Here is a 26,774-nt window from a genome sequence, read left to right as displayed (position 1 = left end):
ATATCCACCCCGCGGCCGAGGCTGCAGGCTCTCCCCAGATGAAGCCCCCTGTCCGCTGATTAGCGAGAGTGGAATGACCTGCCTGCGGGCCCGCATGCCGCGCCGATGACCAGCCCCCCAAAGGTTTCCTGCCTGGTGATCTCCCGACAGGCCCAGCTCCTGAACGGGCTTCTGGCCAGCCTGGAGAAGGCGCGTCGTCATTGGTGGCCAGGTGACGAGGTGCTGTGTTCCTGGAACGGCCCTGACGAGGAGGAGGTTCTGATCCAGCCACCGACGGGAGGGCCTCCCTTCAGGATCGCCTGCCGCACCCCCTACCACTTCGCCTCCAACATGAACGCCCTGGCCGAGCAGGCCAGTGGCGAGGTGGTGGTTCTGCTCAACGACGACCTCGTCATCGACAGCGGCAGCCTCGACCGAGCCCTGCAGGTGCTGACGGGTCACCGTGACATCGGCCTGGTGGGCGGCCGCTTACGCACCCCGGCGGGCCTGCTCGGACACGCGGGCATCCTGTTCAACAGTCGCCATCTCGCCTACAACCGCCTACGACCGGAGCGGTTGGGGGCCCTGCTGCACCCCAGCGGCCTGGAACCGCCGAGATCCGGTGCCATGCCCGCTGTCACCGGGGCGCTGATGGCGTTGCGACGCGAGCACCTTCTGCAGGTGCGCCTGCGTGAGGACTTTCACATCTGCGGTGAGGACGTCGCCCTCTGTCTGGACCTGCGACGCCGGCTCGGCCTCGGCAGCTACTACGCAACCGGCGTCGGCGCCGTGCATGCCGAAAAAAGCAGCCGCGGGCAGGCCCTCGATCACCACGATGAGGAGCTCCTCTCCAGGCTGATCGCCGAAACGCGAGCAGAGGACCCCACCCTGGAGGCCCTGATCGCCCGCTGGGTGAGCGAGGAAGCCGATGTGCTGGAGCAGCTGGTGCATCTGGACCAGGCCGAGCTGAGCGGGTCAATCCCGAAGGAATCCCAGCTTGAGGCCGAGCGGATCCAGACCCAGGAGGCGCTGATCCAGACCCAGGCTGAACTGGCGGAGACCCAGGCGAAGCAGGTCCAGACACAGGCGGAGCTCGTCGAAACCCAGACCAAGCTGGTCCAGGTCGAGGCGGCGCCCGCTGAGATCCAGGCCAAGCTGGTCGAGAGCCAGGCGGAGCTCGTCGAGACCCAGGCCAAGCTGGTCAAGATCCAGGCGGAGCTCATGGAGACTCAGGCGAAGCTGGTCCAGACCCGTGCGGAGCGAGACCGGCAACTGAATTCCCTCAGGCGGCTGCATCAGGAAACCAGGGAGGCGCTTGCTGCCTCCGAACAGGAGCTGCAGGCCTGTCAACACTCCCTACAAACAACCCAGAACGAATACAGGGCCGTGATCGCAAGCCGCCGCTGGGCCCTGACTCATCCCTGGTCAGCCCTGGTGGCGAGGCTCCGCCGCCGCCGTTCCAGATCCTGAAGCCAGGGTCTGGCAGATTCGAGCATGGACGAAGGTTCCAGCACCTGGAGTGCTGGTGGTTCCAGCGCTGAGGTCAGCGCCCCATCCACACGACGACGCCATTTCCCCCTCAGACGGCGCGCCCGGCCACTCAGCGACGCAGGCGTCAGGCGACGGAGCCAAGAGATCCCTTGCTTCAGACGCCGCAACCGATCACGCAGTCGGCGCAGACGACGGCCCCATGATGTTGCGCGCTGGACAACCAGGACGGATGGAAGCGGAGACATCGCCAGCACCTCCGCCTCTCCGGCATCCTCAGGGCCGGACGTCTCCGAGACACGCGGTGGAACCGCTTCATCAGGGGCTTCCTGCCAGACAAGCCCGAGGGCATGCACCACCTGGGCGGCACTCTGCCGCCAGCTCTGAGCCGGGAGCTGCGCCGACAGCCGCCCCTCCTGAAGGCTGCCGAGAAATGTCGCGATCGCCGCAGCCAGCTCCGTGCGATCGGCCTTTTCGGGGAAAAAGGCGGCCTTGTTCTCACTCACCTCGCGGAAGACGGGTAGATCGCGCAGCAGCAACGGCAGGCCCGCACGGGCTGCCTCGATCAACGGAATGCCGAAACCCTCGCCGTAGGACGCGCCGATCAATCCATCGGATCGGCGATAGAGCCCCTGAAGCGTGGCATCCGAAGCAGAGTCAAACCAGAAGAGTCGTTGATCCCGCAGGGGATGGTTTCGCAGTCGACGAACCGTTTCGGGAATCGTGCGGCGCGCTGACTGGGGCAGATCGGTCCAGCCCTCCCGGCCGACGATGATCAGGTTGAACCGTGCCCCCTCCTCCCAGAGCTGCGTCGCAGCCTCGATCACATCGAGATAGCCCTTACGCGGCTCGACCGTGCCGACCATCAGCAGCGTGGGGCCCGAGGGAATCGCCTCCAGGCTCTTCCGCTCCTCTGGATCGAGCTGCGCCGTCGGCGCGCAGAATTCGCTGCCGTGATGGAACCACTCAATGGCGAAGACTCCTCCGACCCGCCCGCGCTCGGACAGCCACTGGCGCAGGTCTGCGGCAACGCTACGGGAGACGCACAGAGCCCCGTCACAGTCGGTCACCACCTCCAGCCAGGCCTGGTGCCAGTCGCCGGCACCGGGGGGGAAACACTCAGGCTGAAGGCAGGGCAACAGGTCGTGAACCACGAAGTGCACCGACACCCCCAGCGCCCGCATCAGCTGGTAGGTGGGACGCTGACGCACGACTCCGGCCTGATCGAGATCAAGGCTGAGATACAGATCGCCGGGCTGCGGGTGGATCGGAGGTTCCGGCCAGCCCCTGTCGGGCAGCCCCAGCAACTCCAGCGCGAAACGGCGCGCATAGTGGAAGCCGATCCCTTCATCGCTGGCGCGCACCAGTTCCACCCGCACACCACGCGGGGGATGGAGCAGCAACTGCACGCTGAGAGCACGGACCACCCGCTGCACGCCGCTGCCGAGATCGTGGCGAGCCACCACACTCACATCGAGGAACAGCTGACGCTGCCGCGGGCGCGGTGGGCGGAGCAGCGCCAGGGCATTGGCGACCTGCACCCGATCAGCACCCCGCTCGACGGCCGTGGTGGCGGCCTCCAGCCATTGCTGACGCCTGATCCGCAAGGCTCCAGCCGCGCGGATCGCTTCGGCATAGCGCAAGGCGCAGCGTGATGGATCGTGGTGGGCGGCCACATGGGCGAGGGAAGCCTCCCGCAGGCGATCCCGCAAATCTTCGTCCTGTCTCAGACGCTCAAGGGCCCTGGCAATCTCCTGGGGGGAGCAATGGTCCGACAGACGCAGAACCGCCGACTGGGGCAGCTCACGCATGCTGCCGTGCTCATTGACGACGAGTGGCACACCCGCGCCCATGCAGTCGAGCGCGGTGCCGGAGGTCTCGCCCCGGGACGAAGTGCGAAGCTGAATTGCCGCGTCGGTCGCCTCCAGATAGCGCTGGTAGGCAGGCCCAGGAATCCAGCCCGTGAAGCGCACCTGGGCCCGCAGGCGGCCACGCCGAGAGGCATCCGCCACTGCCAGGCCCAACTGAAGGCGAAAACTTCGGTTTCCAGCGTCCGAGCCAGCAAAAACGAAGATCACGCTGGGATCCTCAGCCAGGGAGGACGCCAGAAAACCCTGGAGCAGCCGATCACTGAGCTTGGCAACACCCAGGAAGCCGAAGCTGCAGATCACGAAGGCCTCCTGAGGCAACTCCAGCTCTGCTCGAGCGGCCTGTCGTGCCGGCACCGGCGTGGGCGAGACGCGCTTGAGATGAGGCACCTCGCTCCACCCGGAGGTCGCGGAGGTTCCATAGAAGTCCTCGGCCAGACGTGCCGCCTCGCGGCTGTGAACAATCACCCCACTGGCCCACTGCAACGGGTCGAGATTGCAGGGGTAGCGCCAGATGGCCCGATCGTCGGCATTCAGATCATCATGATGACGCAGCCAGCAGGCCTGATACCCATGGGATCGATACAGCCGCTCGAAGACATCTCCTCCCAAGTGGGCATCAGCTTCGTGGGCACAGACCCCATGAGACAAATAAAAGTCATGCAACACAACCGCTCCCGCATGGTGGCGCAAACGGCTGAGATGCTCAAGATGCAGGGTTGAATTACCCACCTGGAACAACAGATAGGGATACTCCTGCGCCCGGCGATCGAAGTCCTGGATCGAGATCACCGCCTTCGCCCCCTCCGGCAGGGGCGTGGTGGCGGGATCCGCCACCACATCAATCTCGAAATGCCGCGCCAGCTCGGGAATCAGTGCGGCGCTGTAATCGCAGATGCCGCTGCGCACCGGCGGCAGGGGGCTGAACCAGGCGAGGCGCTCCCGAGGCGAGCCCTCTTCAGTGGCGGCTCGGTCCTCATCCGCAAGGCCGGGCGGCTTCGCCGATGCCACCTCGTCCTCCCACAGCCAAAGTCCCTGTTCCAGACAGGGAACACAACGTCGCGGATAGCCCTCCTCCGCGAGGACCAACGGCAGCAATGCCTCCTCAAGCAGGGGCTCCGAGCAGAGCCTCCGCCGACGTCCCGCCAACCACCACAGCAAACGAGACGCCGCCTCACAACCGACCCAGCGCTCATCCGCACAGAGATAGGCCACACAGCCGGGGCTCGCCACCTCGGGAGGGGCAGCCGCGAGCAAGGCTTCCAGCGCGTCGACGGAACCGGCCTCGGCGCTCTGCCGCTGGAGACGGCGCAGATCCAACAGAACGGTGGACGGAGATGGAGTGGGCATCAGCAAACTCGTGACAGCTGCATGGCTTGACCGGCAGCCTCATCTCCGCGCCATCAGAGGTTATAGGAATGGCGCCTCATCCGCCTCAGGCCAACGGAAACGGGGATCCCGCCGCTGTGGGGCCACGCGGCAGCAGCCCTGCCTGTGACCCGCACGAAAACCAGGCAGGATGGCAGCCATGCGACTGGTCTTCGACACGACGGTACTGGCCCAGGGCGCTCGCTCGGAGCGGGCCAGAACCGGCATTCACCGCTACGCCAGCCAGTTGCTGCCCGCCCTGGAGCGCAGCGGCGACCTCCACGGTCTCGGTTACTGCCGCGATCCCCTGCTGCGCGGCTGGCAGAGCGCCACGGACAGCCCAGCGGCGCTCGCCCCCTCCCTGACAGGCCTGATCAGGCACCCTGCGCTGGTGCGTCCGGCCAAACCGCTCTGGCGCGCCCTGCAGGCCAGCCCATGGGCACGCCGGCGTCAGCGCCTCCACCTCGACGATCTGCTGCACACCGCCGGCATCGACCCGGAGCGCGCGGTGTATCACAGCCCCTATGCGGCCATTCCGCCGGAGGTGCGCCGGGCGGGTTTCGGCGGCGTGGTGCTCACCATCCACGACATGCTGCCCCTGATCGAGCCGAACCTCTTCCCACGCGAAACCGTGCGCGGATTCCGCACCACGCTGGCCAGCCTCCGTCCCGGCGATCATCTCGTCTGCGTCTCCGGTTCCACCCGCGACGACGTGCTGCGGCTGCAGCGCACCGTGCCCGCCGCGCAGGTGCATGTGGTGCCTCTGGCGGCCGCTACCGGGCTTGAACCGGTGCAGGATCCCGCCGCACTCGAGGTTCTGCGTCAGCACTTCGGTCTTGAGCAAGGCGAGCGGTTGATCCTCAGCGTCGGCACCCTGGAGCCTCGCAAGAACCTCCTCCTGACCCTGGAAGCATTCCGGCGGTTGCGGGCCCGTCACCCCGCCACCGCCTTCCGCCTGCTGCTGGTGGGAGCGCGGGGCTGGCAGATCGCCCCCCTGCTGCACCGCCTGAAGGCAGACGGATTGGAGGAGGCCGTGCGTCTGGCGGGGTTCGTCGAGGACGCGATGCTGGCTGGCCTGTATTCCTGCGCCGACGTGTTCGTGTATCCCTCGCTCTATGAGGGGTTCGGGCTGCCACCTCTCGAGGCGATGCAGTGCGGCACCCCCGTGATCGTCAGCCGCCGCTCCTCTCTGCCGGAGGTGGTGGGGGAAGCGGGGCTTCAGGTGGACCCGCTGGACCCCGACGCTCTCTGCGCAGCCCTGGAGCGCGTCCTGCTCGATCCGTCCACGCGGTGTGCACTGGCCCGACAAGGCCTGGCGCGAGCAAAGACCTTCCACTGGCGCCGCACGGCGGAGGAAACGGCACAGGTGTACCGGTTGGCCCTGGGGCGACGCTGATGGCCGGGCAGCCCGAACGCATTGCACTCGCCTACCAGCCGACGGGCTTCCAGCCGCGCGGAGGCCTGCAGCGACTGGCGCTCAACTTGGTGGAACACCTGCGGGGATCCGGGGCGGTGGTGCAGGTGCTGGTCACCCGCGGCCGAGGGCATGGCCTCGAAGTGCGCTGGCCCGATCTGCCGGCCAGCCGCCACCTGGCCGGCGTGGACGCGCTGGTGATCCTGGGCTGCGACCAGCCCTGGGCCTATGCCCTGGCCGTGACGCAGCGTCTGCGCCGTCCGGGACTGGCAGTGCACTGGCTGCCTAGCTTCCACGATCCGCGCTCGGTGGCCCATCCCCTGAGGGCCCGACTGGCCGGGAGGGCCCTGAAGGTGATGCAGCACCTGGGGATTCAGGTGCACGTCCAGACCGAGCATGAGCGCTCGCTTCTGGCTGCCGGCGCATGCCACCTGTCCAGTCATGCACTGGGGAGCGACCTGCGTCGGCGCCTGCAGCTGGCCCTCCCCCCAGAACCGGATGACGACCGTCCGCTGGACCTGCTCTTCGTCGGCCGGCCGACAATCCAGAAAGGCTGGCCGCGCTTCCTGAGGCTGGCCGCGCGCAGCGGTCTGCGCTGCGCCGCGGTGGTGCCATCCGTTCCGGAGGGTGAACGGGCGGCGGCAGAGGCCGCCGGGGTGACGCTCGTGCACAATCCCGACGATCCCACCCTGCTGGCGATGCTGCGCCAGGCGAGGCTGGTGACGATCCCCGCGGACTACGAATCCTTCGGCCTGGCCCAGCTGGAGGCCCTCAGCCAGGGCTGCCTGGTGCCCGTGCTCGGGCACTGGCCGCTGTGGCAGGGGTTCGCGGAACTGCAATGGCAGGAGTGCAGCGGCGAGCAGATCGCCAACGCCTGCCGTGCGCTCTGCCGCAACGACCCGGAGCGCCGGCGTCTGGTGAGCCTGCAGCTGGCCCACCTGCGTTGCCACCCGATCCTGGCGACACCTTTTCTGCCCGGGGTGTCGCGGACACGCCCCCATGGCTGACCAGGCGATGCCCGACCCGTTCACCACGCCAGAGCCTGAGCCAGGCGGCGACACGCCGGCCATCTCAGTGGTGATTCCGTTCCACGATCGCGGAGCCCTGCTGGCGCAGGCCTGCGCCTCCCTTCGCCGGCAGACCCTGCCAAGCTGGCAAGCAATCCTGGTGAACGACGGCTCCCTGCCCGAAACACGGGCCGTCGCCCATCAGCTGACGGCCGACGACCAACGTTTCCAGCTGATCGACGTCGGCAAGGAGCGGCACATTCCCGGCCCCTGGCTGGCGCGCAACATCGGCATCACGGCATCGCGCGCCCCGCTGATCGCCTTTCTCGACGCCGACGACCTCTGGCACCCGGACAAGCTCGCCCGGCAGCTGCGGCTCCATCGCGACCAGGGTGCTGACCTGTCGGTGACGGCATACCTGCGCTTCCGCAGCGGCAACCATGGGGAGACGGTGGTCGAACGCCGCACACCCCCACCCCTGCTGACCTACCGCGAGCTTCTGGCCGGCAATGTGGTGCCTCTCTCCTCGGTGATCGTGCGCCGTGCACTGCTGCAGGCAGCAGCCTCCGGGGCCTGCGGACCGTTCCGCCCCGAGCGTCACGAGGACTATGGCCTGTGGCTTCGCCTGTTCGCCCGCTGTCCTGAACTGCGCTACGCACGCCTGACGGAGCCCCTGATGGCCTATCGCCTCCATCCAGGGTCCCTGTCAGCCCAGCGGTGGCGCAGCCATCAGGCCGTTTCGGCCCTGTTGGCCCAGCACAGCCGCCATCGACTGGAGCACGCCCTGCTGCTGGCGCGGTGGGGCTTCGCACGGGTTCGCGAGCGCTGGCCGCATTCCGGATCGGGGCAGATGCGCTGCCGAGAACCACTGCCTGCCGACTATCTGGAGCCGATGTCTCCCTGAACACCACGATCCCGGCTTCGCCTCGCGGACGCCAGACCGTGCCGGCGGCTGAGCCGCCACCGGCGCACCTCATGGCTGCGGTGTCGGCCTATATTCCGTCGATTGTCCGAGTGGTTGATGCAGGGTTTCATCCCCCGAACCGGAAAGCCACCACAGGGGATCCGGCCGGGCGGAGGTCAGGCTGCGCCTGCCTCTGGGGCCTCTGATTCAGCCCATGCACCGCACGAGCTGCCATGGGGTGGTGAGCGCAGGGTGCAGGTCACCGATGCCGGCCTGTTCCGCTCCGACCACGATCACGCCTCCAGGAGCATGGCGGCCCACCAGGCGACAACGCACCGGCAGGTCCGGGCGTCAGCGGCCGGAGTTGCGCCGCTCACGCCCCCCGCCCCCACGACAATCACGTGACCATGACGTCTGTTCCAGTCCAGGGAAGCGCAGTGCAGGCACAAGCATCAGGCCAGCCCTTCAGCATCAAGCAATACAGAGTTCTGGCTCGCCATGGGCTGCTGCTTCCTCTGCTCAAGGCCCAGGTCATCGCCGAGGCAGTGTCAGGCGTCAGCCTGACCCAGGAGGAGAAGCAGCGCACGCTGCAGGAATGGGCCCAACGCCTCGGACTGAAGTCGGAGGACCAGCTGAAGAGTCACCTGCAGAGCCAATTACTGAGCCTGGAGGATGCGCGTTCCCAGGCAGAGCTGCCCCTGCGCATCGACCGGCATGTGCTGCAGAACTTCACCGCTCGAGCCGAAAAACGCTTCCTGGAGCGCAAGGCCGAACTCGATCGGGTCGTCTACAGCCTGATCCGCGTCAAGGACATGGGTCTGGCTCAGGAACTGTATCTCCGCATCGCCGAAGGAGAAGACACCTTTGCCGATCTCGCGGCGGCCCACAGCCAGGGCGATGAAAAAGCACGCAACGGCATCGTCGGACCGGCACCCCTGAACCAATCCCACCCCATGATCACGGAGCGCCTGCGCAGCGCCCAACCGAAACAGCTCTTCGCCCCCTTCTTCATCAGTCCTTGGTGGATCGTGCTGCGCCTGGAAGACCTGCAGGCAGCCGTGTTCAACGACGAGATGAAAGTGCTGATGGCACGTGATCTTTTCAATGAATGGGTCAACGAAGAACTGCAGATCCAACTCAAGGAGCTGCAGCGGCTACTGGAGCCAGCCGCGGGCTGAGCCCCCCGCCCCGTCGCCACTCACCGCCCGCTCCTCTCCCCATGACTCAGACCCCTCCCAACCCGGTTCAACTGCTCGAACACTGCGAAGCCCTGCAGAGACTGGGGGACGCGGGTCGCGCCAAGCTCGCGAGCGCCCTTGAGATGAAGCGCTGCTCCCTTGGTCAGATGCTGGTGCTGAACACCAGCCTGCCCGAACAGGTGTTCGTGGTCGTCGAGGGGGAGGCCCGTCTGCTGGGCGATCACCACGGCCGGCCCTTCACGATCGAGCGCCTGGGCCCCGGCTCGATCATCGGCCTGGCCTCGCTGCTGCGGGCGGCGCCCTGCGAATCAGTCTCCGCCGCCTCGGAGATGGTCCTGGCCGTCATTCCTGATCGGGTGATGCTCGAGCTGTATGAGAGCGACAAGGGGCTGCGCGAGTGGTGCGACTCGCACATCTGGAGCGCCGAACTGGCCGACATCCTGCGGGTGCTGACCAAGGAATCGGCCCAGGCACGCACTCCCGAGGAGCTGCGGCTGCTGGTCCATCAGCTGCGCGATGACTGCTCGCTGCTGGGAAGCGACCGCCGGCTCTGGAGCCATCTCGGCTCCGATCGCATGATCCTCATCGCCAGCGGCAACGTGCCGGGGCTGTCGATCGGGACCATTCTCACGGCAGGCACGCGCCTGCCGGAGCCAAGGCCACCATTGCCGGCACGGCTGCTCAATCTGTCCCGCGACGATGTCGGCGCGATTCTGTCGGCGACACCCACCGATTCCGCCGTCTCCGAGGCCGAGAAACTCCCGCCGGAGCATCAGAGCGCCCTGGGCAGTCTCAACGCTCCGGCGGAGACCTCCGGCCTGGACCTCGGCCAGACGGACCGGAGCCGGGGCCTGAGTCTGATCCGGGCCAACGGTGTGGTCGAGGAGACCCTGGCCTGCTTCCAGATGCTGGCGAAGATTCTGGATCTGCCCTACCGCCGGGACTCGGTCGAGAAGATCCTGCGCGACAACCTGCGGCGTGGCATGGCACCCGATCTGCAGTTATGTGGCCAGATCGCCTCAATGATGGGCCTGCTCGTCAGCGGTGGTCAGGTGCCTGCCCAGGCCGGTACGCGCCTGATGACCCCCTGTCTGCTGAGCTGGAAGGAGTCCTTCGCGATCGCAGTCTCCAGCAACAGCCGGGGTCTGAAACTCGCCTCCCCTGCCGATGGCTGGGTGATGCTGACGCCTGCTCAGCTGACGGAGACCTTCCCCGACGGCATGGATCTGCTGATTCTGGATCGCAGCAATGCGACACCGGAGCAGAATTTCGGCCCCGGCTGGTTCTGGCCGGCACTGAAGCGCTATCGCGGCATGCTGTTTCAGGTGCTGGTGGCCTCCTTTGTGGTGCAGCTGTTCAGCCTGGCGAACCCTCTCCTGATTCAGGTGATCATTGACAAGGTGATTACCCAGCGCAGCCTCGACACTCTGCAGATTCTAGGCATCGCACTGGTGGTGGTCACCCTCATGGAAGGGGTCATCGGTACGCTGCGCACCTACCTGTTTGCCGATACCACCAACCGCATCGACCTGAGGCTCGGCGCTGAGGTGATCGACCGCCTCCTGCGCCTGCCACTCGGCTATTTCGATCGCAGGCCAGTGGGGGAACTCGGGTCGCGCATCGCCGAACTGGAGAAGATCAGAAACTTCATCACGGGCCAGGCCCTGATGACCATTCTGGATTCGGTCTTCTCGGTGATCTACATCATCGTGATGGCCATCTACAGCTGGCTGCTCACGATCATCGCCCTCATCGTTCTGCCCGTTCAGATCGCGCTGACACTGGTCGGCTCGCCGCTGATCCGGCGCCAGATCCGCAATGCCGCGGTCGAAAATGCCAACACCCAGAGCCACCTCGTCGAAGTGCTCACCGGCATTCAGACCGTGAAGGCGCAGAACGTGGAAATGGTGAGCCGCTGGAAGTGGCAGGACTTCTACCGGCGCTTCGTGGCCCGCAGCTTCGAAAAGACCCTCACCGGTACGGCTCTGACAGAAACCAGCCAGGTTCTTCAGAAGCTCTCACAACTGCTGGTGCTATGGGTAGGCGCCGGTCTCGTGCTGAAGGGAGAGCTGACCCTTGGTCAGCTGATCGCTTTCCGCATCATCGCTGGTTACGTCACCCAACCCCTGCTGCGCCTCTCCTCGATCTGGCAGAACATCCAGGAGCTGCGCGTGTCCTTTGAACGGCTGGCTGACATCGTCGATACCCCGATGGAATCGGACGACAGCGACCGCTCCAAGATCCCGCTGCCCCCGATCCATGGTGACGTCGTCTTTGAAGACCTCCATTTCAGCTTCAATCCTGGCGCTCCGGAAGTCCTCAAGAACATCAAACTCGAAATCAAGCAGGGTACCTTCGTCGGCATTGTCGGCCAGAGCGGCAGCGGCAAGAGCACCCTGATGAAGCTGCTGCCACGCCTGTACGCACCGACGCAGGGTCGCATCCTGATCGACCGCTATGACATCGGCAAGGTTGAGCTCTATTCACTGCGCCGTCAGGTCGGCATCGTGCCGCAGGAACCACTGCTGTTCAGCGGAACCATCAGTGACAACATCGCTCTCACCAATCCAGACGCCAGCAGCGATGAAATCGTCAGAGCAGCCAAAATCGCCGATGCCCATGATTTCATCATGGGCCTGCCGCTCGGTTACAGCTCCGCTGTGGGCGAGCGCGGATCGTCTCTGTCGGGAGGCCAACGGCAACGCATCGCCATCGCCCGTACCCTGCTGAGCAACCCCAAATTGCTGGTGATGGATGAAGCCACCAGCGCCCTCGACTACGACACCGAACGCCGTGTCTGCGACAACCTCGTCGACTCCCTGCAGGACTGCACCGTGTTCTTCATCACACACCGCCTCAGCACCATCCGCCGAGCTGACATGATCGTGATGATGCACCAAGGAGCCGTGGTCGAAACTGGAACTCACGACGAGTTAATGGAGCTCAAGGGTCGCTATTACGCCCTCTATCGCCAGCAGGAGGCCAGCTGATGTCCACCAAACCCCCGTCTCTCACCCCTTCGAAATTGGTCAGCCGCACTCAGGACTCGATCGAAGAGCTCATCAGGAATGATGAGAACCAGGGTGTCCTCCAACAGCCGGTTTTCTGGGCTCGAGCCATCACCTGGACCCTGATTGGCGTGGCTGGCTTCGGCATCGCCTGGCTCGCCATCGCCCAGACGGAGGAGATTGTCACCGTACAGGGCAAGCTCGAACCGCTTGGTGTGGTCAAGGATGTACAAGTCCCGGTGGGTGGCGTCGTCGATCGCATTCTGGTCAAGGAAGGCGACCGCGTTGAGAAGGGCCAGGCCCTTCTCCTTCTCGATACCGAAGCGACGCGGGATCGGAGAGCCGGAATCATCAAGAGCATCTCCCTGAAGCAGCAGCAACTGGCCCTCAAGCGAGTCGAGCTCGATCGCTTCCTGGATGGCAACACCACACAACAGGAGGTGCTTGCCAAAAACCTGGCCCTTGAAAATGACATCCTGCAGCGACTTGAGTTCCTTTCGAAGGAAGGCGCCGCCGGCGAACTTCAGTATCTGCAGCAGAAAAACCGGGTTCAGGATGTCAATGGCCGCATCGAACAGACCAAAGCCGACCGTCTCCGCCAGGAAGCGATTCTCAACCAGGAGATCAAGCAGCTTCAGGCCGAGCTCTCCGATCTCAGGAACAGCCTGACAGAGCTGAATGTCAACATCCGCTATCAGAAGATTACGTCTCCTGATTCCGGATTGATCTTTGAGCTGAAGCCCAAAGCGCAAGGATTTGTAGCTCAGACCAGCGAACCCTTGATGAAAGTGGTCCCCTTTGACAAGCTTGAGGCGCGGGTTGAGATCCCCAGCAAAAATATCGGCTTCGTTTCAGTCGGTCGCCCCGTGGACATCAGTATTGACTCATTCCCAGCGACCGATTTCGGTGTGTTGCAAGGCACGGTACGTAGCATCGGCTCCGATGCACTTCCCCCTGATCAAGTCACCCAGTATCCCCGCTATCCAGCTGACATCCGACTCAACAGCCAACAGCTGAAGCTCAAGGATGGCACCATCCTGCCCCTGCAGGTGGGCATGTCCCTGACGGCAAACATCAAACTGCGCAAAGTCACCTATTTGCAACTATTGCTCAATCAACTGCAAGACAAGGCCAAGTCCCTGCAGCAAATCTGACCACCTGTCTTGATTGCCAACATCTCCACCTCTACCGATCCGATTCGTCTGATGCGTCACCAGCGGGGTGCACGACGCCTGCGACTCGGGCTCGGTCCTTGCTGGCGTCCTGTCAGAGCACTCCATCAACTGCAGCGCCTGTTTGATCAGCACAGTTTCTGGGCACGGGGGCGCAGTCTTCGCTCCCTACGCCGCATGTTGCGCCGCAGTGATGTTGCCGTCACGGCCTGGAGCAGGCAGCAACTGATCGGCTTCGGTCGAGCCAGCAGTGATGGCACCTTCCGGGCCGTGCTGTGGGATGTGGTCGTGGCCGCGCCGCATCAGGGGCAAGGCCTGGGTCATCGGATCGTGACCGAGCTGCTGCACTGCCCTGAAGTGCGTGACGCCGAAAAGGTCTATCTGATGACCACCAACAGCGCCGGCTTCTATCGACGTCTAGGTTTCGACAGTACGCATCGACAGCATCTGCTGGTCCTGCATCGACCTGATTGAGCCGCATCCTGACCACCCCGCTGATCGGCACGCTCAGCGCGGTGGTCAGGATCGATGAGTTGGAAGACTCAGGCTGCTGAGGCACAATCCCAATAGCAGATCAAGGCCTGAGGACGCCTGAATGCAATGAAGATCGATCGAGCAGGTTCTCTGCTTGGAAAGGAGAGAACGAATCACTGTAAGCGGATGAAGAGATTCGAACTCTCGACCCTCTCCTTGGCAAGGAGATGCTCTACCACTGAGCTACATCCGCGGTCCGAAGGCTGCCATCCCAAAGCTAGGCATCAGGCTGGCTTTTCGGTGCGCCTCGCCGGCGCCTGTTGATCATGCACCACCGAGAGCCCCCCCGTCAATTCGTACCGACGAGGCTGCTGCGCCCCCCTTCCACGCGAACACCGAAGCCCGCCGGTGCCGCTGCTGGCCGCGACGGCCGATGGTCACAACCTGTGGCCACAGCCTTGTCCCCGGCCCTGAAGGCGAAGCCAGCGCTGACGGTCAGTCGACCCGGGCGCGGTGCGTGACGCCCCGACCGGCCTGGTCGCAAGACACGGCGCGCTCACCGCCCTGCCACCTTCAGCACGGTCTTGATCGTCTTGAACAGGATCAGCAGATCCAGAACCGTGCTCCAGTTGCGCACGTAGTAGAGGTCATAGCTGAGTTTCAGCTCCGCTTCCTCCAGGCTGGCGGCATAGGGGGCGCACACCTGGGCCCAGCCGCTCAGACCCGGGGGCATCCAGTGGCGCTTGCGGTAGTGGGGAATGGCCGCCTCCAGCTCCTGCTCCAGCTCCGGTCGCTCCGGGCGGGGACCGATCAGGCTCATCTCGCCACGCAGGACATTGATCAGCTGCGGCAGCTCATCCAGCCTGGACGGTCGCAGCAGCGAGCCGATGCGGGTGATGCGCCTGTCGCCGGGGATCGTCCAGGTGGCGGGGGCATCCGGAGGAGCCACGACCATCGTGCGCAGCTTCAGCAAGAGGAAGGTCCCGCCCATCCAGCCGGAGCGCTCCTGCCGGTAGAGCACGGGACCTCTGTCCTCCAGCCAGATCAGCATGGCCAGAAGCAGGAGCAGCGGGGCGGAGAGCAGGAGCAGCGCCAGGGCCATGCCGACATCGGCGACCCGCTTGAGCTTGCGCTGCATGCCGAACTCATCGCTCCAGGGGATCGCTGCATAGCTCAGCCAGTCTTCGGGCAGCAGGGCCGGGGGCAGGCGCTCCAGCTGGTGTGCGGCGAGGGCCTCAAGGTTGGTCACAGGCAAGCCGCTGGCCTTCAGGCTGCCCAGATGCTGCCGCTGCTCCTCCCCCAGCTCCAGATCGTTCGCCAGCGCGACTCCCTCGAGATGGCTCCGGCGTGGCCACAGGCGAGAAGGCCATCGATCCGGGCTGACCACACGGGGCTGAGCCGCCAGATCCTGGCGCCGCCATTCCATCGCCACATGCTCACAGGAGGCCTCCGGCACCACCAGCTGCCAGTGGGAGCCCTCACTGAGGCGCCGGAACAGCAGGCGCAACACCAGCGACCAGAGCGTCATCGGCAGGAGCAGCAGTATCAGGGTGCTGCGATGACCCAGGCTGAAACTGACCGGCAGGTTGAAGGCCCAACGCACCAGGATCACCGCCATGAGCGTGACAGCCGAGGTGGTGAGCAACCTCCGCAGCACACTGGGCAACCGCAGATCGGGCCAGCGCAGCACGGTGTAGCTGCCCAGCAGCCAGCCCAGAAACAGATAGGCCGCTCCGAAGCACAGAAGCCAGATCGGATGGTTCAGCAGCGATGAGCCCAGCCGTCTGTCCGCCAGAGCCGCCGCAGGCCAGATGCTCGCCAGATCCAGCAGAGCGCAAAGAAACAGCAGGCGGCGAGGTCTACGCCAGGACAACGAAAGTACAACCCCGGAGTGAAAGTCACGCTAAGCAACGATCGGGTATCCGATGGCTCACGGCACACCGTTCGCCGGTGGTGATCGCACGGATGGCGGACTCCGTGCGTTCTGACGGATACCCACCGCGGCCACTGACCTCGCTGGCGATGCCAACGACCGTCATCCCTTGCCAGCGGCCTGCAGGCCATGCCGCCGGCCCGGGCCTGGGCCGACTGGGAGTTTGACCGCTCCCCCCATCAGGCCGGCAACGCCGCCATCAGGCTGCCCATCTCGATCGCCTGCAGGCCGTAGCTCCAGCCCAGGTTGCTCTTGATGCCGGCCCGCTCCAGGGCCTGCTGCATGGTGTCGGTGGTGAGCACCCCGAAGATCACCGGCACGCCGGTGTCACGGGCCACGGCCGCCACGCCCTTGCTCACCTCGGACACCACCACGTCGAAATGCGGCGTGTCACCACGGATCACGGCGCCCAGGGTGATCACCACCTGGTAGCGGCCCGAAGAGGCCAGTCGCTGGGCCACCAGCGGGATCTCGAAACTGCCGGGCACCCAGGCCACATCCAGCTGACTGCTGGCAGGGGTCACGTCGATGCCATGGCGGCTGAGGCAGTCGAGGCAGCCGCTCAGCAGCCTGCCGGTGACCAGATCGTTGAAGCGGGCCACCACGACCGCCACCCGCAGTCCGGCCGCACCGGAGAACTGCCCTTCGAAAACCGTCAACGCATCAGGTCCGAGACTGCCCTGAGCCTAGGGAGCGGCCTCGCGGGACTCCACCGCTCCAGATGGGTGCTCAAGGCACAGATTGACGAATGCACCCGAACGGAGGCCTGACTGCCGAGCGGGAGCTGTGGAGACGCGTTCGCGGGAAACGAACGAAGGAGGTGGCAGGCACGCCATGAGACCTGTCGGGTCCAGGGGCTCGGCGCCGCCCCTGAGCAATGGGGCGGCAGCTGCCGGAATTCAGACCACGAAGAAGCTCATGCCCCAGTTCACCAGCACCAGAGCCACCCACGCCAGGCCACCCAGCAGGATCAGGCGGTTGGAGTTGCCGCTGGTGTCATTGCTGGCGTAAAGGACCGGCACCGCCACGATCAGGGCGAAGGAGAGCACCACCAGAGCCAGAACGGTGAGGGTGTTGAGAATCTGCATGGTGGAAAGGGGAGGGCTCGGAAAGCGGCAACGCGGGCAGGCCTCGGCGGGTGCCCGGGAGAAGCAGGATCCCCGTGCCGGGAAGGACCCAGGCGGGATCGGGCCGTGGCGGGATTCTCCCACGCCCCCCCGGGGCCCTCCGGACTCGCTCCCGGCATCCTTCACAAGTTGTCGGCAGAGAGGGGGGGGGGTCGGGAAGACAGCAGCGGTTGGTCCTGGCCGGCGCAGCGGTCCTGAACCCGTGCGAGGGCACCCGGCCGGCCCCTGTCCCTGTGCACCCCCTGGGAGTGAGGACGGTTCCGGGCCTGGGGCGGGTGCTCCGGGGGGACATCCAGAGGCGACCGGCCCTGGGAGCGCACCTCCAGCAACAGGAGGCGGGACCCCGGTCTCCCCCTGGAGCCCCACCGGTGGTGGGTCTTAACATGGCACACCCCACCGGCAGCGCCATGAGCCGCAGCAGCGCCCGCTCCCGCTCCGCCGGCGCCTCCCTGCCGGGCGAGCAGCTGTCGCTGGCGGCCTGCCTCGACCCCGCCGACGTTCGTCAGGCCAGCCTGTTCGGCGACACGGACGGTCCCACTGGACCGGCCTCGGCGGACCCGCCCGACGAGCCTGCCGCGGGCGAGGACCGCCTCGACCCGGACAACCTGGAGCGGGCCGCCCGGGCCCGGCCGCGGCGGCGGAGCTCACCCCTGCCGGGAGACGGCAACAGCGTCATGAAGGACCCCCTGCCCGCCGGGTCCGAAGCCGGAAAGGGTCTTCCTGCTGTGTCGACGGCCGCTGCCTCCGAGGAAAGCGTGGAAGCGGCAGGCCCCTCGACAGGCGTTGAGCCCACGGGGTCCAGCACCGATCCGACCGCCAGCGCGGCTGAAGACCTGCCCCGCTGGCACCACCACAGCCTGGTGGATCCGGCGGCGCTGACGCCGGTGCTCCGCCATTACGTGGAGCTCAAGGCGGCCCACCCGGAGCGGGTGCTGCTCTACAGGCTGGGCGATTTCTTCGAGTTCTTCTTCGAGGACGCGATCCTGCTGTCGCGCCTGCTGGAGCTGACCCTCACCGGCAAGGAGGCCGGCAAGGCGATCGGCCGGGTGCCGATGGCGGGCATCCCGTTTCACGCCGCCGAGCGCTACTGCGCCGAGCTGGTGCGGCAGGGCCTCAGCGTCGCCCTCTGCGACCAGCTGGAGACCACCCCCGCCAAGGGAGCGCTGCTGAAGCGGGACATCACCCGCGTGCTCACCCCCGGCACCGTGCTCGAGGAAGGGATGCTGGCGGCCCGTCGCAACAACTGGCTCTGTGCCGTGGTGTTCGACGGGCCGGAGGGATCCGGGCCGCGCCGCTGGGGCCTGGCCGTCGCCGACATCAGCACCGGTGAGTTCCGGGTGAGTGAGCGGGAGGGCGAGCAGGCCCTGCATCAGGAGCTGCTGCGGCTGGAGGCGGCCGAGGTGATCTGGCCCGAACCGCCTGGCAACGACCACGCCGCCGCGGACTCCGCTGGCGATCGCCACGGCCCTGCCTGGCCAGGCGACGGCCAGGCCAATCACAACCGCTCCGGCACCGCGCCGACGCAGGCCGTTCCGGAGGCCATGAGCGACAGCGCCACGCCGCCGCCCACCCCCGCCTGGTGCCCCGATGGCCGCCGCCTCACCAGCCTGCCCCGCACGCCCTTCGAGACGCCCGAGGCCCGTGCCCGCCTGCTGTCGCACTTCCGGCTCGCCAGCCTCGACGGCCTCGGCCTGGGGGAGGTGCCGCTCGCCCTGCGCGCCGCCGGCGGCCTGCTGGCCTACCTGGAGAGCACCCAGCCGGCACCGCTGGAGCCACCCACGGTCTGGTACGCCGGCGACCAGCTGGTGCTCGACGCCCAGACCCGCCGCAACCTCGAGCTCTGCCGCACCCAGCTGAACGGCTCGCTGCACGGCTCGCTGCTATGGGCCCTGGACCGCACCGCCACCGCCATGGGCGGCCGCTGCCTGCGCCGCTGGATCGAGGCGCCGCTGGTGGAGCGCGCCGCGATCCTGCACCGCCAGGACGCCGTGACGGAGCTGGTGGAGCACCGCCCCCTGCGCCAGGCCCTGCGCCGCCTGCTGCGGCCGATGGGCGATCTGGAGCGTCTGGCAGGCCGGGCCGGCGCCGGCACCGCCTCGGCGCGCGATCTGGTGGCCCTGGCCGATGGCCTCGAGCGGCTGCCGCGGCTGGCGGCCCTGCTGGCCGAGGCTGAGAGCGGCCCGCTGACGGCTCTCAGCCGCCCCTGGCCGGAGCTGCTGGAGATCGCCCGCGACATCCGCCATCACCTCGTGGAGGCCCCGCCCCTCGCCCTGGGGGAGGGGGGGCTGATCCACGACGGCGTCGATCCCCAGCTCGACGGCCTGCGCAACCTGCTCGACGATCAGGAAGCGTGGCTGGCGCGCCAGGAGAGCCTGGAGAGGCAGGCCAGCGGCAACCCGAATGTGCGCCTGCAGTACCACCGCACCTTCGGCTATTTCCTGGCGGTGAGCCGGGCCCGGGCCAGCGCCGTGCCGGACCACTGGATCCGCCGCCAGACCCTGGCCAACGAAGAGCGCTTCGTGACACCAGCCCTCAAGGAGCGGGAGGGGCGGATCCTGCAGCTGCGTGCCCGCGCCGTGCAGCGGGAGCTGGACCTGTTCACGGAGCTGCGCCGTCGCGTGGGCGTGGCGGCCGGGCCGATCCGGGAGGCGGCGCGCCTGGTGGCGGATCTCGATGCCCTGGCCTCCCTGGCCGAGGTGGCGGCCACCGGCGGCTATTGCCGGCCCGAGCTGGTGGAAGACCGTGAACTGGTGATCGAAGCGGGCCGCCACCCGGTGGTGGAGCAACTGCTGGTGGAGCAGCCCTTCACCGCCAACGACCTGCGGCTGGGCGAGGGCAGCGAGGAGTCACCCGACCTGCTGGTGCTCACCGGCCCCAACGCCAGCGGCAAGAGCTGCTATCTGCGCCAGACCGGCCTGCTGCAGCTGATGGCCCAGATCGGCAGCTGGATCCCGGCCAGCACGGCCCGCCTCGGCATCGCGGACCGGATCTTCACCCGCGTCGGTGCCGGTGACGACCTGGCCTCCGGCCAGTCCACCTTCCTGGTGGAGATGGCGGAAACGGCCAACATCCTTCACCACGCCACGCCGCGCTCGCTGGTGCTGCTCGATGAGATCGGCCGCGGCACCGCCACCTTCGACGGCCTCTCGATCGCCTGGGCTGTGGCCGAGCACCTGGCCATCCCCGCGGAGCAAGGCGGCATCGGCGCCCGCACGATCTTCGCCACCCACTACCACGAGCTCAACGAGCTGGCCTCCTTGCTGCCCTCGGTGGGCAACGCCCAGGTGCTGGTGGAGGAGACCGGCGAGGACCTGGTGTTCCTTCACCGGGTGAGCCGCGGCGGCGCCAGCCGCAGCTACGGCATCGAGGCGGCCCGCCTGGCCGGTGTGCCGGCGCCGGTGGTGCTGCGGGCCCGCCAGGTGCTCAGCCGCATCGAGGCCAACAGCCATGTGGCCGTGGGGATCAGCGCGGTGCCGGCCGGAACGGAGACGCCACCAGCACAGCCGGTGGCCGCCAGCGAGCCGGCACCAGCGGCACCGGACCCGGACGGACCCTGCGAGAGCGCGGCTCCCGCCATGCACTCCGGGCGCCGCCGCACGGCGCGGGCGGGCGCGGCGGCCTGAGCAGGGATCAGCCCGGGGCGGCTCGGGTCCTGTCAGCGCCGCCCTCAGGCGATAGCCGCCAGCGCCTCCGGCAGCCCGCACGCCAGCCGCTCCAGGTCATCGACCGTGTTGTACGCAAAGCAGGAGATCCGCAGGAACTGGGGTATGCCAGCGGTGTGCGGCCGCAGCGGGATCACCGGCACCTGGAAGCCCATGCGCTTCAGCTGCGCCTGCAGCGCCGGCCCCTCCAAGGTCCCCACCGGCGCGAGGGGAACCGCGGCCATGGCCACCTGCATGGCGGTGGGGGCTAGCGGCCGATCCAGTGCGAGGGCCTGCAGCAGCAGCGACTGCCCCTGCCGCGCCAGCTGCCGGTGGGCCTCCATCAGCGCCTCGAACCGCACCTGCCAGGGGGGCGCCTCAGGCGGAGCCGGCTCAAGGTCCCCCATCTTTCCCGTCAGCAGCCGCAGGGCCTCCGGCAACGCCAGCCAGGGCGTGGGATCGGCGGTGCCGAGCCAGTCGTGCTCCAGGTGGAAGCGGGATGCCCCGGGCGGCAGGGGCGCGTTGGCCCCATGGCCGACCACCAGCGGCCGCAGCGTCTCCTGCCACGGATCGCGCACCCACAGGAAGGCCGAACCGCGCGGACAGCAGAGCCACTTGTGCAGATTGCCCACGTAGGCATCCGGTTGCCAGTCCTGCAGCCGCAGCGGCAGCGAGCCGGGGCCGTGGGCACCATCCACCAGGATCCGGGCTCCCCGCTGACGGGCCAGGGTGATCAGCGGCTCGAGCGGCAGCACCAGGGCGGTGGGACTGGTGATGTGGTCCACCACCAACAGCCGTGTGTTCGGACTCCAGGCCGCCGCGAAGGCCTCCGCCACCTGCTCGGGGGCGTCCAGGGGCACCGGAAGCGGCACCAGCCGCGGCTGCCAGCCACGCTGCGCGCAGGCGAAGCGCACCAGGTTGGTGGTGGCGTTGTAGCCGTGATCGGGCAGGAGCACCTCGCTGCCCTCCGGCAGCTCCAGCCGCTGCAGCAGCTCGTTGAGCCCGTAGGTGGTGGAGGGCACGAAGGCCAGCTGGTCGGTGGAGGCCCCGACCAGCCGGGCCAGCACCTGACGGGCCCGATCCAGGCGGGGCTGCAGCTCAGCGCTGAGGAAGGCCACCGGATCCCGTTCCATCTCCTTCAGCAGCCGGAAGCGCCACTGCAGCAGCTCCCGTGGCGCCAGCCCGAAGCTGCCGTGGTTGAGGAAGGTGAGGCCGGGCTCCAGGTCCCAGTGGAGGCCCAGGGCGTCCCGGTTCATCGCCGGACTCGGGGCTGACGGCACAGGGCATGCTGCCCATTCCTGACCGCCGATGCGTCCCTCAAACCAAGGCCAGCAGGCCCCCGGCCCAGGGCGAGGGCGAGGGCGGCCGCTACGACGTGACAGAGGCGCGCCGGGTTGGCTGGGAGCGGCCGATCAGGACAGGGACGGGGGGTTCTCCGCCACAGGCCCACCCGCCCGCAGCAGGGCATTGCAGGCGGCGGCCACCAGTCCGGCCCCACCCCGGGAGCCCTCGAGCCGGATGTGATCGAGGCCGGCCTCAGCCAGGTGCCGCTTGCTCTCGGCCACCCCCACGAAGCCCACCGGCATGCCGATCAGCAGCGAGGGGGCCAGGGCCCCAGCGGCCACCAGATCCAGCAGCCGCTCCAGGGCCGTGGGGGCGCTGCCGATCAGCACCACCGGCGCCGGCGGCGAATCGGCCCCGTGCGGCGGCGGCCCTGAGCCACCGGCAGCCAGTTCCGCCCAGGCCCGCTCCATCCCAACGGCAGCACGGGTGGATCCGGCCGGCGCCAGGTCGGGCGCCCAGTCGAGCAGGCAGGCGACCCGGTTGCCGGACGTGCGACGCGCCATCGGCGCCACCGCCGCGGCCGCCATCGCCGTGTCGGTGAGGATCGGCGCCCCGGCGCGCAGGGCCGCCAGGCCGCGGCCGCAGGCGCCCTGGGGAGCTCCGGAGCTGGATCTGAAGGCAGCGGCATCGGAGTCCGCAGCCGACAGAAGCCCGGCCTCGCTGCCACCGATGCTTCTCGCCCCGGCTGCCGCAGCCGGCGCAATCAGCCGACGATCCACAGGGCTGAAGCGCAGATCGGCCGCGATCGAGACGTCGCCGCTGCTGTGGATGCAGCGCTCCAGCACGTCGCGCTCCAGCGCACTCAGCCCGGCCAGCCAGGCGGCCAGAGCCGGATCAGCCTCTGCCTGAGCGGCGAGCAGCTCCCTGATGCGGCGGATGCTCTCCGTGAAGATCGGGTGGTCCTGCATCCGTTCTCGCTCCATCCGCCGCGCCGGTTCCCCGACACGATGGCGCAGGGCGGCCAGCTGGTCCAGAAGTGGACTAACCTGATCAGAGGGCCTGAGCGCTCAGGCGACGGAAGCAGGTATCGCCCTTTCGCAAGGAGTTCCTGATGGGGTGGCCGGTTCGGGCCGATGCTGTCGGCAGGCTTGCAGCGCGAGAGCCTGGAACGCGGGGGGTGTGATGCGAACCGTCAATGTGCATGAGGCCAAGACGCACTTCTCGCGGCTGATCGATGCCGCCCATGCGGGTGAAACCATCCTGTTGGCAAAGGGCGGCAAGCCCTGGGCCCGGCTGATGCCCCTCGAGTCCCCTGAGCCCCAGCGTCAGCCGGGAATCCTGGCGGGCCGTCTCACCCTGCCCTCACCGGAGAGCCTGCTGGAACCCCTCCCCGAGGAGGAGCTTGCGGCCCTTGAGCTGCCCCTGCCATGACGGCCGCGGCCGAGACCAGGCAGGCCTGGGAAGAGCCTCTGCTGCTCGATACGCATGCCCTGCTGTGGTGGCTGGCGGAGCCGCAGCGTCTGTCGCGCGTCGCCCATGCGCGCATTGCCGATCCCGGCGGCCGCATCGCCGTCAGCGCCGCCTCCGGCTGGGAGATCGCCACCAAGGTGCGACTGGGGAAACTGCCCGCGGCCAGGGAACTGACCCAGGATCTCGTGATGATCGTGACGGCTCAGGGATTCGAGATCCTGCCCGTGAAGCTGCCCCACGGTCTGCGGGCCGGCGGGTACGAGGTCGCCCATCGCGATCCCTTCGATCGGCTGCTGGCCGCCCAGGCCGAGCTGGAAGGCCTCACCCTGGTGAGCCTGGATCCAGCCCTGCACGCCTTCCCTTGCCGGATCCTCTGGTAGTCGTCTGCTCCGATCAGTGGCATGCCCATCCATCTGCTCTGGGGCGACGACGAGGCCGCCCGCAACCGGGCCGTCGAGGCCCTGGTGGACAAGCTGGTGGATCCGGCCTGGGCGGCGATCAACCTCAGCCGCCTGGATGGCAACGATGCGGCCCAGGCGGCCCAGGCCCTGGAGGAGGCCCGCACGCCCCCCTTCGGCGCAGGCGCCAGGGTGGTGGTGCTGCAGCGCAGTCCGTTCTGCAGCGCCTGCCCGGCGGAGCTGGCGGCCCAGCTGGAGGCGAGCCTGCCCCTGATCGCCTCCAGCTGCCACCTGGTGCTCTGCAGCGCCGGCAAGCCGGATGCGCGCCTGCGCACCACCAAGGCCCTCCGGCAGGCGGCCGAGGAGCAGAGCTTCGCGCTGCCGGCCGTGTGGGATGGCGAAGGGCTGCTGGAGCTGGTGCAGCGCACCGCCACCGCCCTTGGGCTGCGCCTGACCCCCGATGCCGCCGAAGCCCTGGCCGACGCCATCGGCAGCGACAGCACCCGCCTGGCCAGCGAACTGGAGAAGCTCGCCCTCTACAGCCAGGGCACCGCAGCGGCCGCCGCGGGCCGTGACGTCTCCTCCGCCAGCAGCGACCGCCAGCCCGCTGCGTCGCAGCCGATCGACCGCCAGGCCGTCGAAGCCCTGGTGGGCGGCCGAAGCACCACCAGCCTGGCGGTGGGCGACGCCCTGCTGGCGGGCCGCCCGGCCGAAGCGATCGCCCTGGTGGATGCCCTGCTGGAGGCCCATGAGCCTGCCCTGCGGATCGTGGCCGCGCTGAGCAGTCAGATCCGCGGCTGGCTCTGGGTGGCGCTGCTCGAGCGCCACGGCGAATCGGACGTGGGCGTGATCGCCAAGGCGGCCGGGATCGGCAATCCCAGGCGCATCTATGTGCTGCGCAAGCAGATCCGCGGCAAGGCGCCAGCCCAGCTGCTGGAGCTGCTCAGCCGGGTACTGGAGGTGGAGATGGCCCTCAAGCGCGGCAGCGATCCCGCCGATGCCTTCCGCGACGGCTTCCTGCTGGCGCCGTCGCGCTCCTGAAACGGCTCGGGCCCCTGCCTGAGCGTGGAGAGCGAGCACACCGCAAGCGCCCCCTGCAGAGGGCGACGTTGAGGTCTGAGGAGCGTCCGTTGCACGGCAGGGATAATCAGCCGACTGCACAAGGTGGCTGCGGCGATGGCCCTGCTGGTTCAGAAGTTCGGGGGCACCTCCGTCGCCGATGTGGAGCGGATCCAGGCGGTGGCCGCCCGCATCGCCCGCAGCCGCGAGGAGGGCCACGACCTGGTGATCGTGGTCTCGGCGATGGGTCACACCACCGACGAGCTCACCGGCCTGGCCCGGGCGATCAGCAGCGACCCGCCCCGGCGCGAGATGGACATGCTGCTGGCCACCGGCGAGCAGGTCTCGATCGCCCTGCTGTCGATGGCCCTGCACGCCCGCGGCGTGCCCGCCGTGTCGATGACCGGCCCCCAGGTGGGCATCCTCACCGAATCACACCACGGCCGCGCCCGCATCCTCGATGTACGCACCGAGCGGCTGCGGCGTCTCCTGGACGACGGCCAGGTGGTGGTGGTGGCCGGCTTCCAGGGCACCAGCAGCGGTGCCGCCGGCACCCCCGAGATCACCACCCTGGGCCGCGGCGGCTCCGACACCTCGGCGGTGGCCCTGGCGGCGGCGCTCGGGGCCGAGGCCTGCGAGATCTACACCGATGTACCGGGTGTGCTCACCACCGATCCGCGCAAGGTCAGCGACGCCCAGCTGATGGAGTCGGTGAGCTGCGACGAGATGCTCGAGCTGGCCAGCCTCGGCGCTGCCGTGCTGCATCCGCGGGCCGTCGAGATCGCCCGCAACTACGGCGTGCCGCTGGTGGTGCGCTCGAGCTGGAGCGATCAGCCCGGCACCCACCTCACCAGCGGCAGCCGCCGCCCGATCGGCAGCGAGGGCCTGGAACTGGGCAAGCCGGTGGATGCCGCCGAGCTGGAGCAGGGCCAGACGGTGGTGGCCCTGGCCCACGTGCCCGACCGGCCGGGCGTGGCGGCGCGGCTGTTCGAAGCGCTGGGAGAAGCCGGCGTCAACGTCGATCTGATCGTGCAGGCCACCCATGAGGGCAGCAGCAACGACATCGCCTTCACCGTCAGCGACGCCGAGGGCGAGCGGGCCCGCGCCGTGTGCGAGCAGGTGCTGTGCGACCTGGGCGCCGGCGACGAGGCCACGCTGCACAGCCAGAGCGGCATGGCCAAGCTGAGCATCGCCGGCGCGGGCATCCTGGGGCGCCCCGCCGTGGCCCCGCGCCTGTTCGACGCCCTGTCGCGCCTCGGCATCAACCTGCGCCTGATCGCCACCAGCGAAGTGAAGGTGAGCTGCCTGGTGGAGGGAGAGAGGGCCGCCCTGGCCCTGCGCACCGCCGCCGAGGCCTTCGAGCTGTCGGAGAGCCAGCTGCGCACCGGCGAGCTGAGCTGCCACCGCGATGATCGCGCCGTGCGCGGCGTCGCCCTGGACCGCGACCTGGCCCAGGTGGTGGTGCGCTGTGTGCCCGACCGGCCGGGGGCGGCGGCCACCATCTGCCGCGCCCTGGCCGATGCCGGCATCAGCGCCAACGCGATCGTGCAGTCGGAGCGCACCCACGGCAGCGGCGATGCCACCAGCCGCGACATCACCTTCACCCTGCGCCGCGATGACCGGGCCGCCGCCGAGCAGGCGCTGCAGCCGGTGCTGCGGCAGTGGCCCGGCGCCCGCTTCGAGGAGGGCAACGCCATCGCCATGGTGAGCGCCGTGGGTGCCGGCATGGCCTGCACGGCGGGCACGGCGGCGCGCATGTTCCGCTGTCTGGCGGAGCAGGGCATCAACATCGAGCTGATCGCCACCAGCGAGATCCGCACCAGCTGCCTCGTGGCCGAGGAGCAGGGTGTGCGGGCCCTGCAGGCGGTGCACGACGCCTTCGGCCTCGGCGGAACGGTGCTGCACCAGGCCGAGGGCACGGAGTCACCGGTAGAGGAGGCGCCTGTGTGAGGGAGCCTCCCCACCCCCTTGGAATCGTCGG

20 protein-coding genes and 1 tRNA gene are annotated in these 26,774 nt (G+C 68.1%); 13 read left to right on the top strand and 8 right to left on the bottom strand.

All coding sequences use genetic code 11. The features are described from left to right. Positions 1–105: 105 nt before the first annotated feature. A complete protein-coding gene (locus tag H8F25_RS12655) occupies positions 106–1,449 on the top strand; it encodes a glycosyltransferase (RefSeq protein ID WP_197210720.1) in 1,344 nt (447 codons plus the stop codon). Here the strand turns inward: H8F25_RS12655 and H8F25_RS12650 are convergent. After that, a complete protein-coding gene (locus H8F25_RS12650; protein WP_197210719.1) occupies positions 1,395–4,685 on the bottom strand; it encodes a glycosyltransferase in 3,291 nt (1,096 codons plus the stop codon). The two genes, H8F25_RS12655 and H8F25_RS12650, sit on opposite strands and share 55 nt — an antisense overlap. Positions 4,686–4,863: 178 nt before the next feature. Here H8F25_RS12650 and H8F25_RS12645 point away from each other — a divergent pair, with 178 nt between their 5' ends. The 7 genes from H8F25_RS12645 (at position 4,864) to H8F25_RS12615 (ending at position 13,881) form a co-directional block, all read left to right on the top strand. After that, complete coding sequence (locus H8F25_RS12645) at positions 4,864–6,099, top strand: glycosyltransferase family 1 protein (RefSeq protein WP_197210718.1); 1,236 nt, start codon at positions 4,864–4,866, stop codon at positions 6,097–6,099. Beyond that, positions 6,099–7,124: a hypothetical protein gene (locus tag H8F25_RS12640; protein ID WP_197210717.1), complete on the top strand. Its 1,026-nt coding sequence runs from the start codon at positions 6,099–6,101 to the stop codon at positions 7,122–7,124. The genes H8F25_RS12645 and H8F25_RS12640 overlap by 1 nt, the downstream gene beginning before the upstream one ends. Beyond that, positions 7,117–8,028 (top strand): glycosyltransferase family 2 protein, encoded by a 912-nt coding sequence (locus H8F25_RS12635; RefSeq protein WP_231596823.1) that lies wholly within the window; start codon positions 7,117–7,119, stop codon positions 8,026–8,028. The genes H8F25_RS12640 and H8F25_RS12635 overlap by 8 nt, the downstream gene beginning before the upstream one ends. Before the next feature lie 407 nt (positions 8,029–8,435). Next, positions 8,436–9,206 (top strand): peptidylprolyl isomerase, encoded by a 771-nt coding sequence (locus tag H8F25_RS12630; protein WP_197210715.1) that lies wholly within the window; start codon positions 8,436–8,438, stop codon positions 9,204–9,206. A gap of 41 nt (positions 9,207–9,247) precedes the next feature. Then, positions 9,248–12,217, top strand: a complete 2,970-nt coding sequence (locus H8F25_RS12625; RefSeq protein ID WP_197210714.1) for an ABC transporter transmembrane domain-containing protein — start codon at positions 9,248–9,250, stop codon at positions 12,215–12,217. Next, on the top strand, positions 12,217–13,389 hold the full coding sequence (locus H8F25_RS12620) for an HlyD family secretion protein (RefSeq protein ID WP_197210713.1): 1,173 nt from the start codon (positions 12,217–12,219) through the stop codon (positions 13,387–13,389). The genes H8F25_RS12625 and H8F25_RS12620 overlap by 1 nt, the downstream gene beginning before the upstream one ends. A gap of 195 nt (positions 13,390–13,584) precedes the next feature. Further along, entirely contained in the window at positions 13,585–13,881 is a 297-nt protein-coding gene (locus tag H8F25_RS12615; RefSeq protein ID WP_370525741.1) for a GNAT family N-acetyltransferase, read from the top strand. A gap of 181 nt (positions 13,882–14,062) precedes the next feature. On the opposite strand, the gene H8F25_RS12610 is transcribed toward H8F25_RS12615, so the two are convergent. The 5 genes from H8F25_RS12610 to psbZ all read right to left on the bottom strand — a co-directional run bounded on the left by H8F25_RS12610 (position 14,063) and on the right by psbZ (position 16,902). Beyond that, positions 14,063–14,134 (bottom strand) — tRNA-Gly (locus H8F25_RS12610). A gap of 96 nt (positions 14,135–14,230) precedes the next feature. After that, complete coding sequence (locus H8F25_RS18195; protein ID WP_370525740.1) at positions 14,231–14,425, bottom strand: YadA-like family protein; 195 nt, start codon at positions 14,423–14,425, stop codon at positions 14,231–14,233. Between the two features lie 12 nt (positions 14,426–14,437). Beyond that, the gene (locus H8F25_RS12605; RefSeq protein WP_197210712.1) at positions 14,438–15,754 is read right to left on the bottom strand and encodes a sugar transferase; all 1,317 of its coding nucleotides are present in this window, start codon (positions 15,752–15,754) and stop codon (positions 14,438–14,440) included. A 239-nt stretch (positions 15,755–15,993) separates the two neighbouring features. Continuing rightward, positions 15,994–16,473 carry a 6,7-dimethyl-8-ribityllumazine synthase gene (ribH, locus tag H8F25_RS12600; RefSeq protein WP_197210711.1) on the bottom strand — a complete coding sequence of 160 codons (480 nt, stop codon included), beginning with the start codon at positions 16,471–16,473 and terminating at the stop codon, positions 15,994–15,996. 240 nt (positions 16,474–16,713) lie between these two features. Beyond that, entirely contained in the window at positions 16,714–16,902 is a 189-nt protein-coding gene (gene psbZ / locus H8F25_RS12595) for a photosystem II reaction center protein PsbZ (RefSeq protein ID WP_197210710.1), read from the bottom strand. 422 nt (positions 16,903–17,324) lie between these two features. Between psbZ and mutS the strand changes: the two genes are divergently transcribed. Then, the gene (mutS, locus tag H8F25_RS12590; protein WP_231596822.1) at positions 17,325–20,564 is read left to right on the top strand and encodes a DNA mismatch repair protein MutS; all 3,240 of its coding nucleotides are present in this window, start codon (positions 17,325–17,327) and stop codon (positions 20,562–20,564) included. 44 nt (positions 20,565–20,608) lie between these two features. Here the strand turns inward: mutS and H8F25_RS12585 are convergent, their stop codons facing one another. Both H8F25_RS12585 and H8F25_RS12580 read right to left on the bottom strand, forming a co-directional pair. Beyond that, a complete protein-coding gene (locus tag H8F25_RS12585) occupies positions 20,609–21,838 on the bottom strand; it encodes an aminotransferase class V-fold PLP-dependent enzyme (RefSeq protein ID WP_197210709.1) in 1,230 nt (409 codons plus the stop codon). 156 nt (positions 21,839–21,994) lie between these two features. After that, complete coding sequence (locus tag H8F25_RS12580; RefSeq protein ID WP_197210708.1) at positions 21,995–22,834, bottom strand: precorrin-8X methylmutase; 840 nt, start codon at positions 22,832–22,834, stop codon at positions 21,995–21,997. 214 nt (positions 22,835–23,048) lie between these two features. Between H8F25_RS12580 and H8F25_RS12575 the strand changes: the two genes are divergently transcribed. From H8F25_RS12575 to H8F25_RS12560, 4 genes are all read left to right on the top strand, one after another. Then, positions 23,049–23,297: a type II toxin-antitoxin system Phd/YefM family antitoxin gene (locus tag H8F25_RS12575; RefSeq protein ID WP_197210707.1), complete on the top strand. Its 249-nt coding sequence runs from the start codon at positions 23,049–23,051 to the stop codon at positions 23,295–23,297. Continuing rightward, the gene (locus H8F25_RS12570) at positions 23,294–23,716 is read left to right on the top strand and encodes a type II toxin-antitoxin system VapC family toxin (RefSeq protein WP_197210706.1); all 423 of its coding nucleotides are present in this window, start codon (positions 23,294–23,296) and stop codon (positions 23,714–23,716) included. The genes H8F25_RS12575 and H8F25_RS12570 overlap by 4 nt, the downstream gene beginning before the upstream one ends. A gap of 21 nt (positions 23,717–23,737) precedes the next feature. Continuing rightward, positions 23,738–24,775 (top strand): DNA polymerase III subunit delta, encoded by a 1,038-nt coding sequence (gene holA / locus H8F25_RS12565; RefSeq protein WP_197210705.1) that lies wholly within the window; start codon positions 23,738–23,740, stop codon positions 24,773–24,775. A 135-nt stretch (positions 24,776–24,910) separates the two neighbouring features. Further along, a complete protein-coding gene (locus H8F25_RS12560) occupies positions 24,911–26,743 on the top strand; it encodes an aspartate kinase (protein WP_197210704.1) in 1,833 nt (610 codons plus the stop codon). Positions 26,744–26,774: the final 31 nt, after the last annotated feature.

Source organism: Synechococcus sp. CBW1004 (genome assembly GCF_015840715.1).
Lineage (GTDB): Bacteria > Cyanobacteriota > Cyanobacteriia > PCC-6307 > Cyanobiaceae > Cyanobium.
The sequence above is the reverse complement of the archived record's forward strand: the minus strand, read 5'-3'. Positions and strand labels throughout refer to the sequence as shown.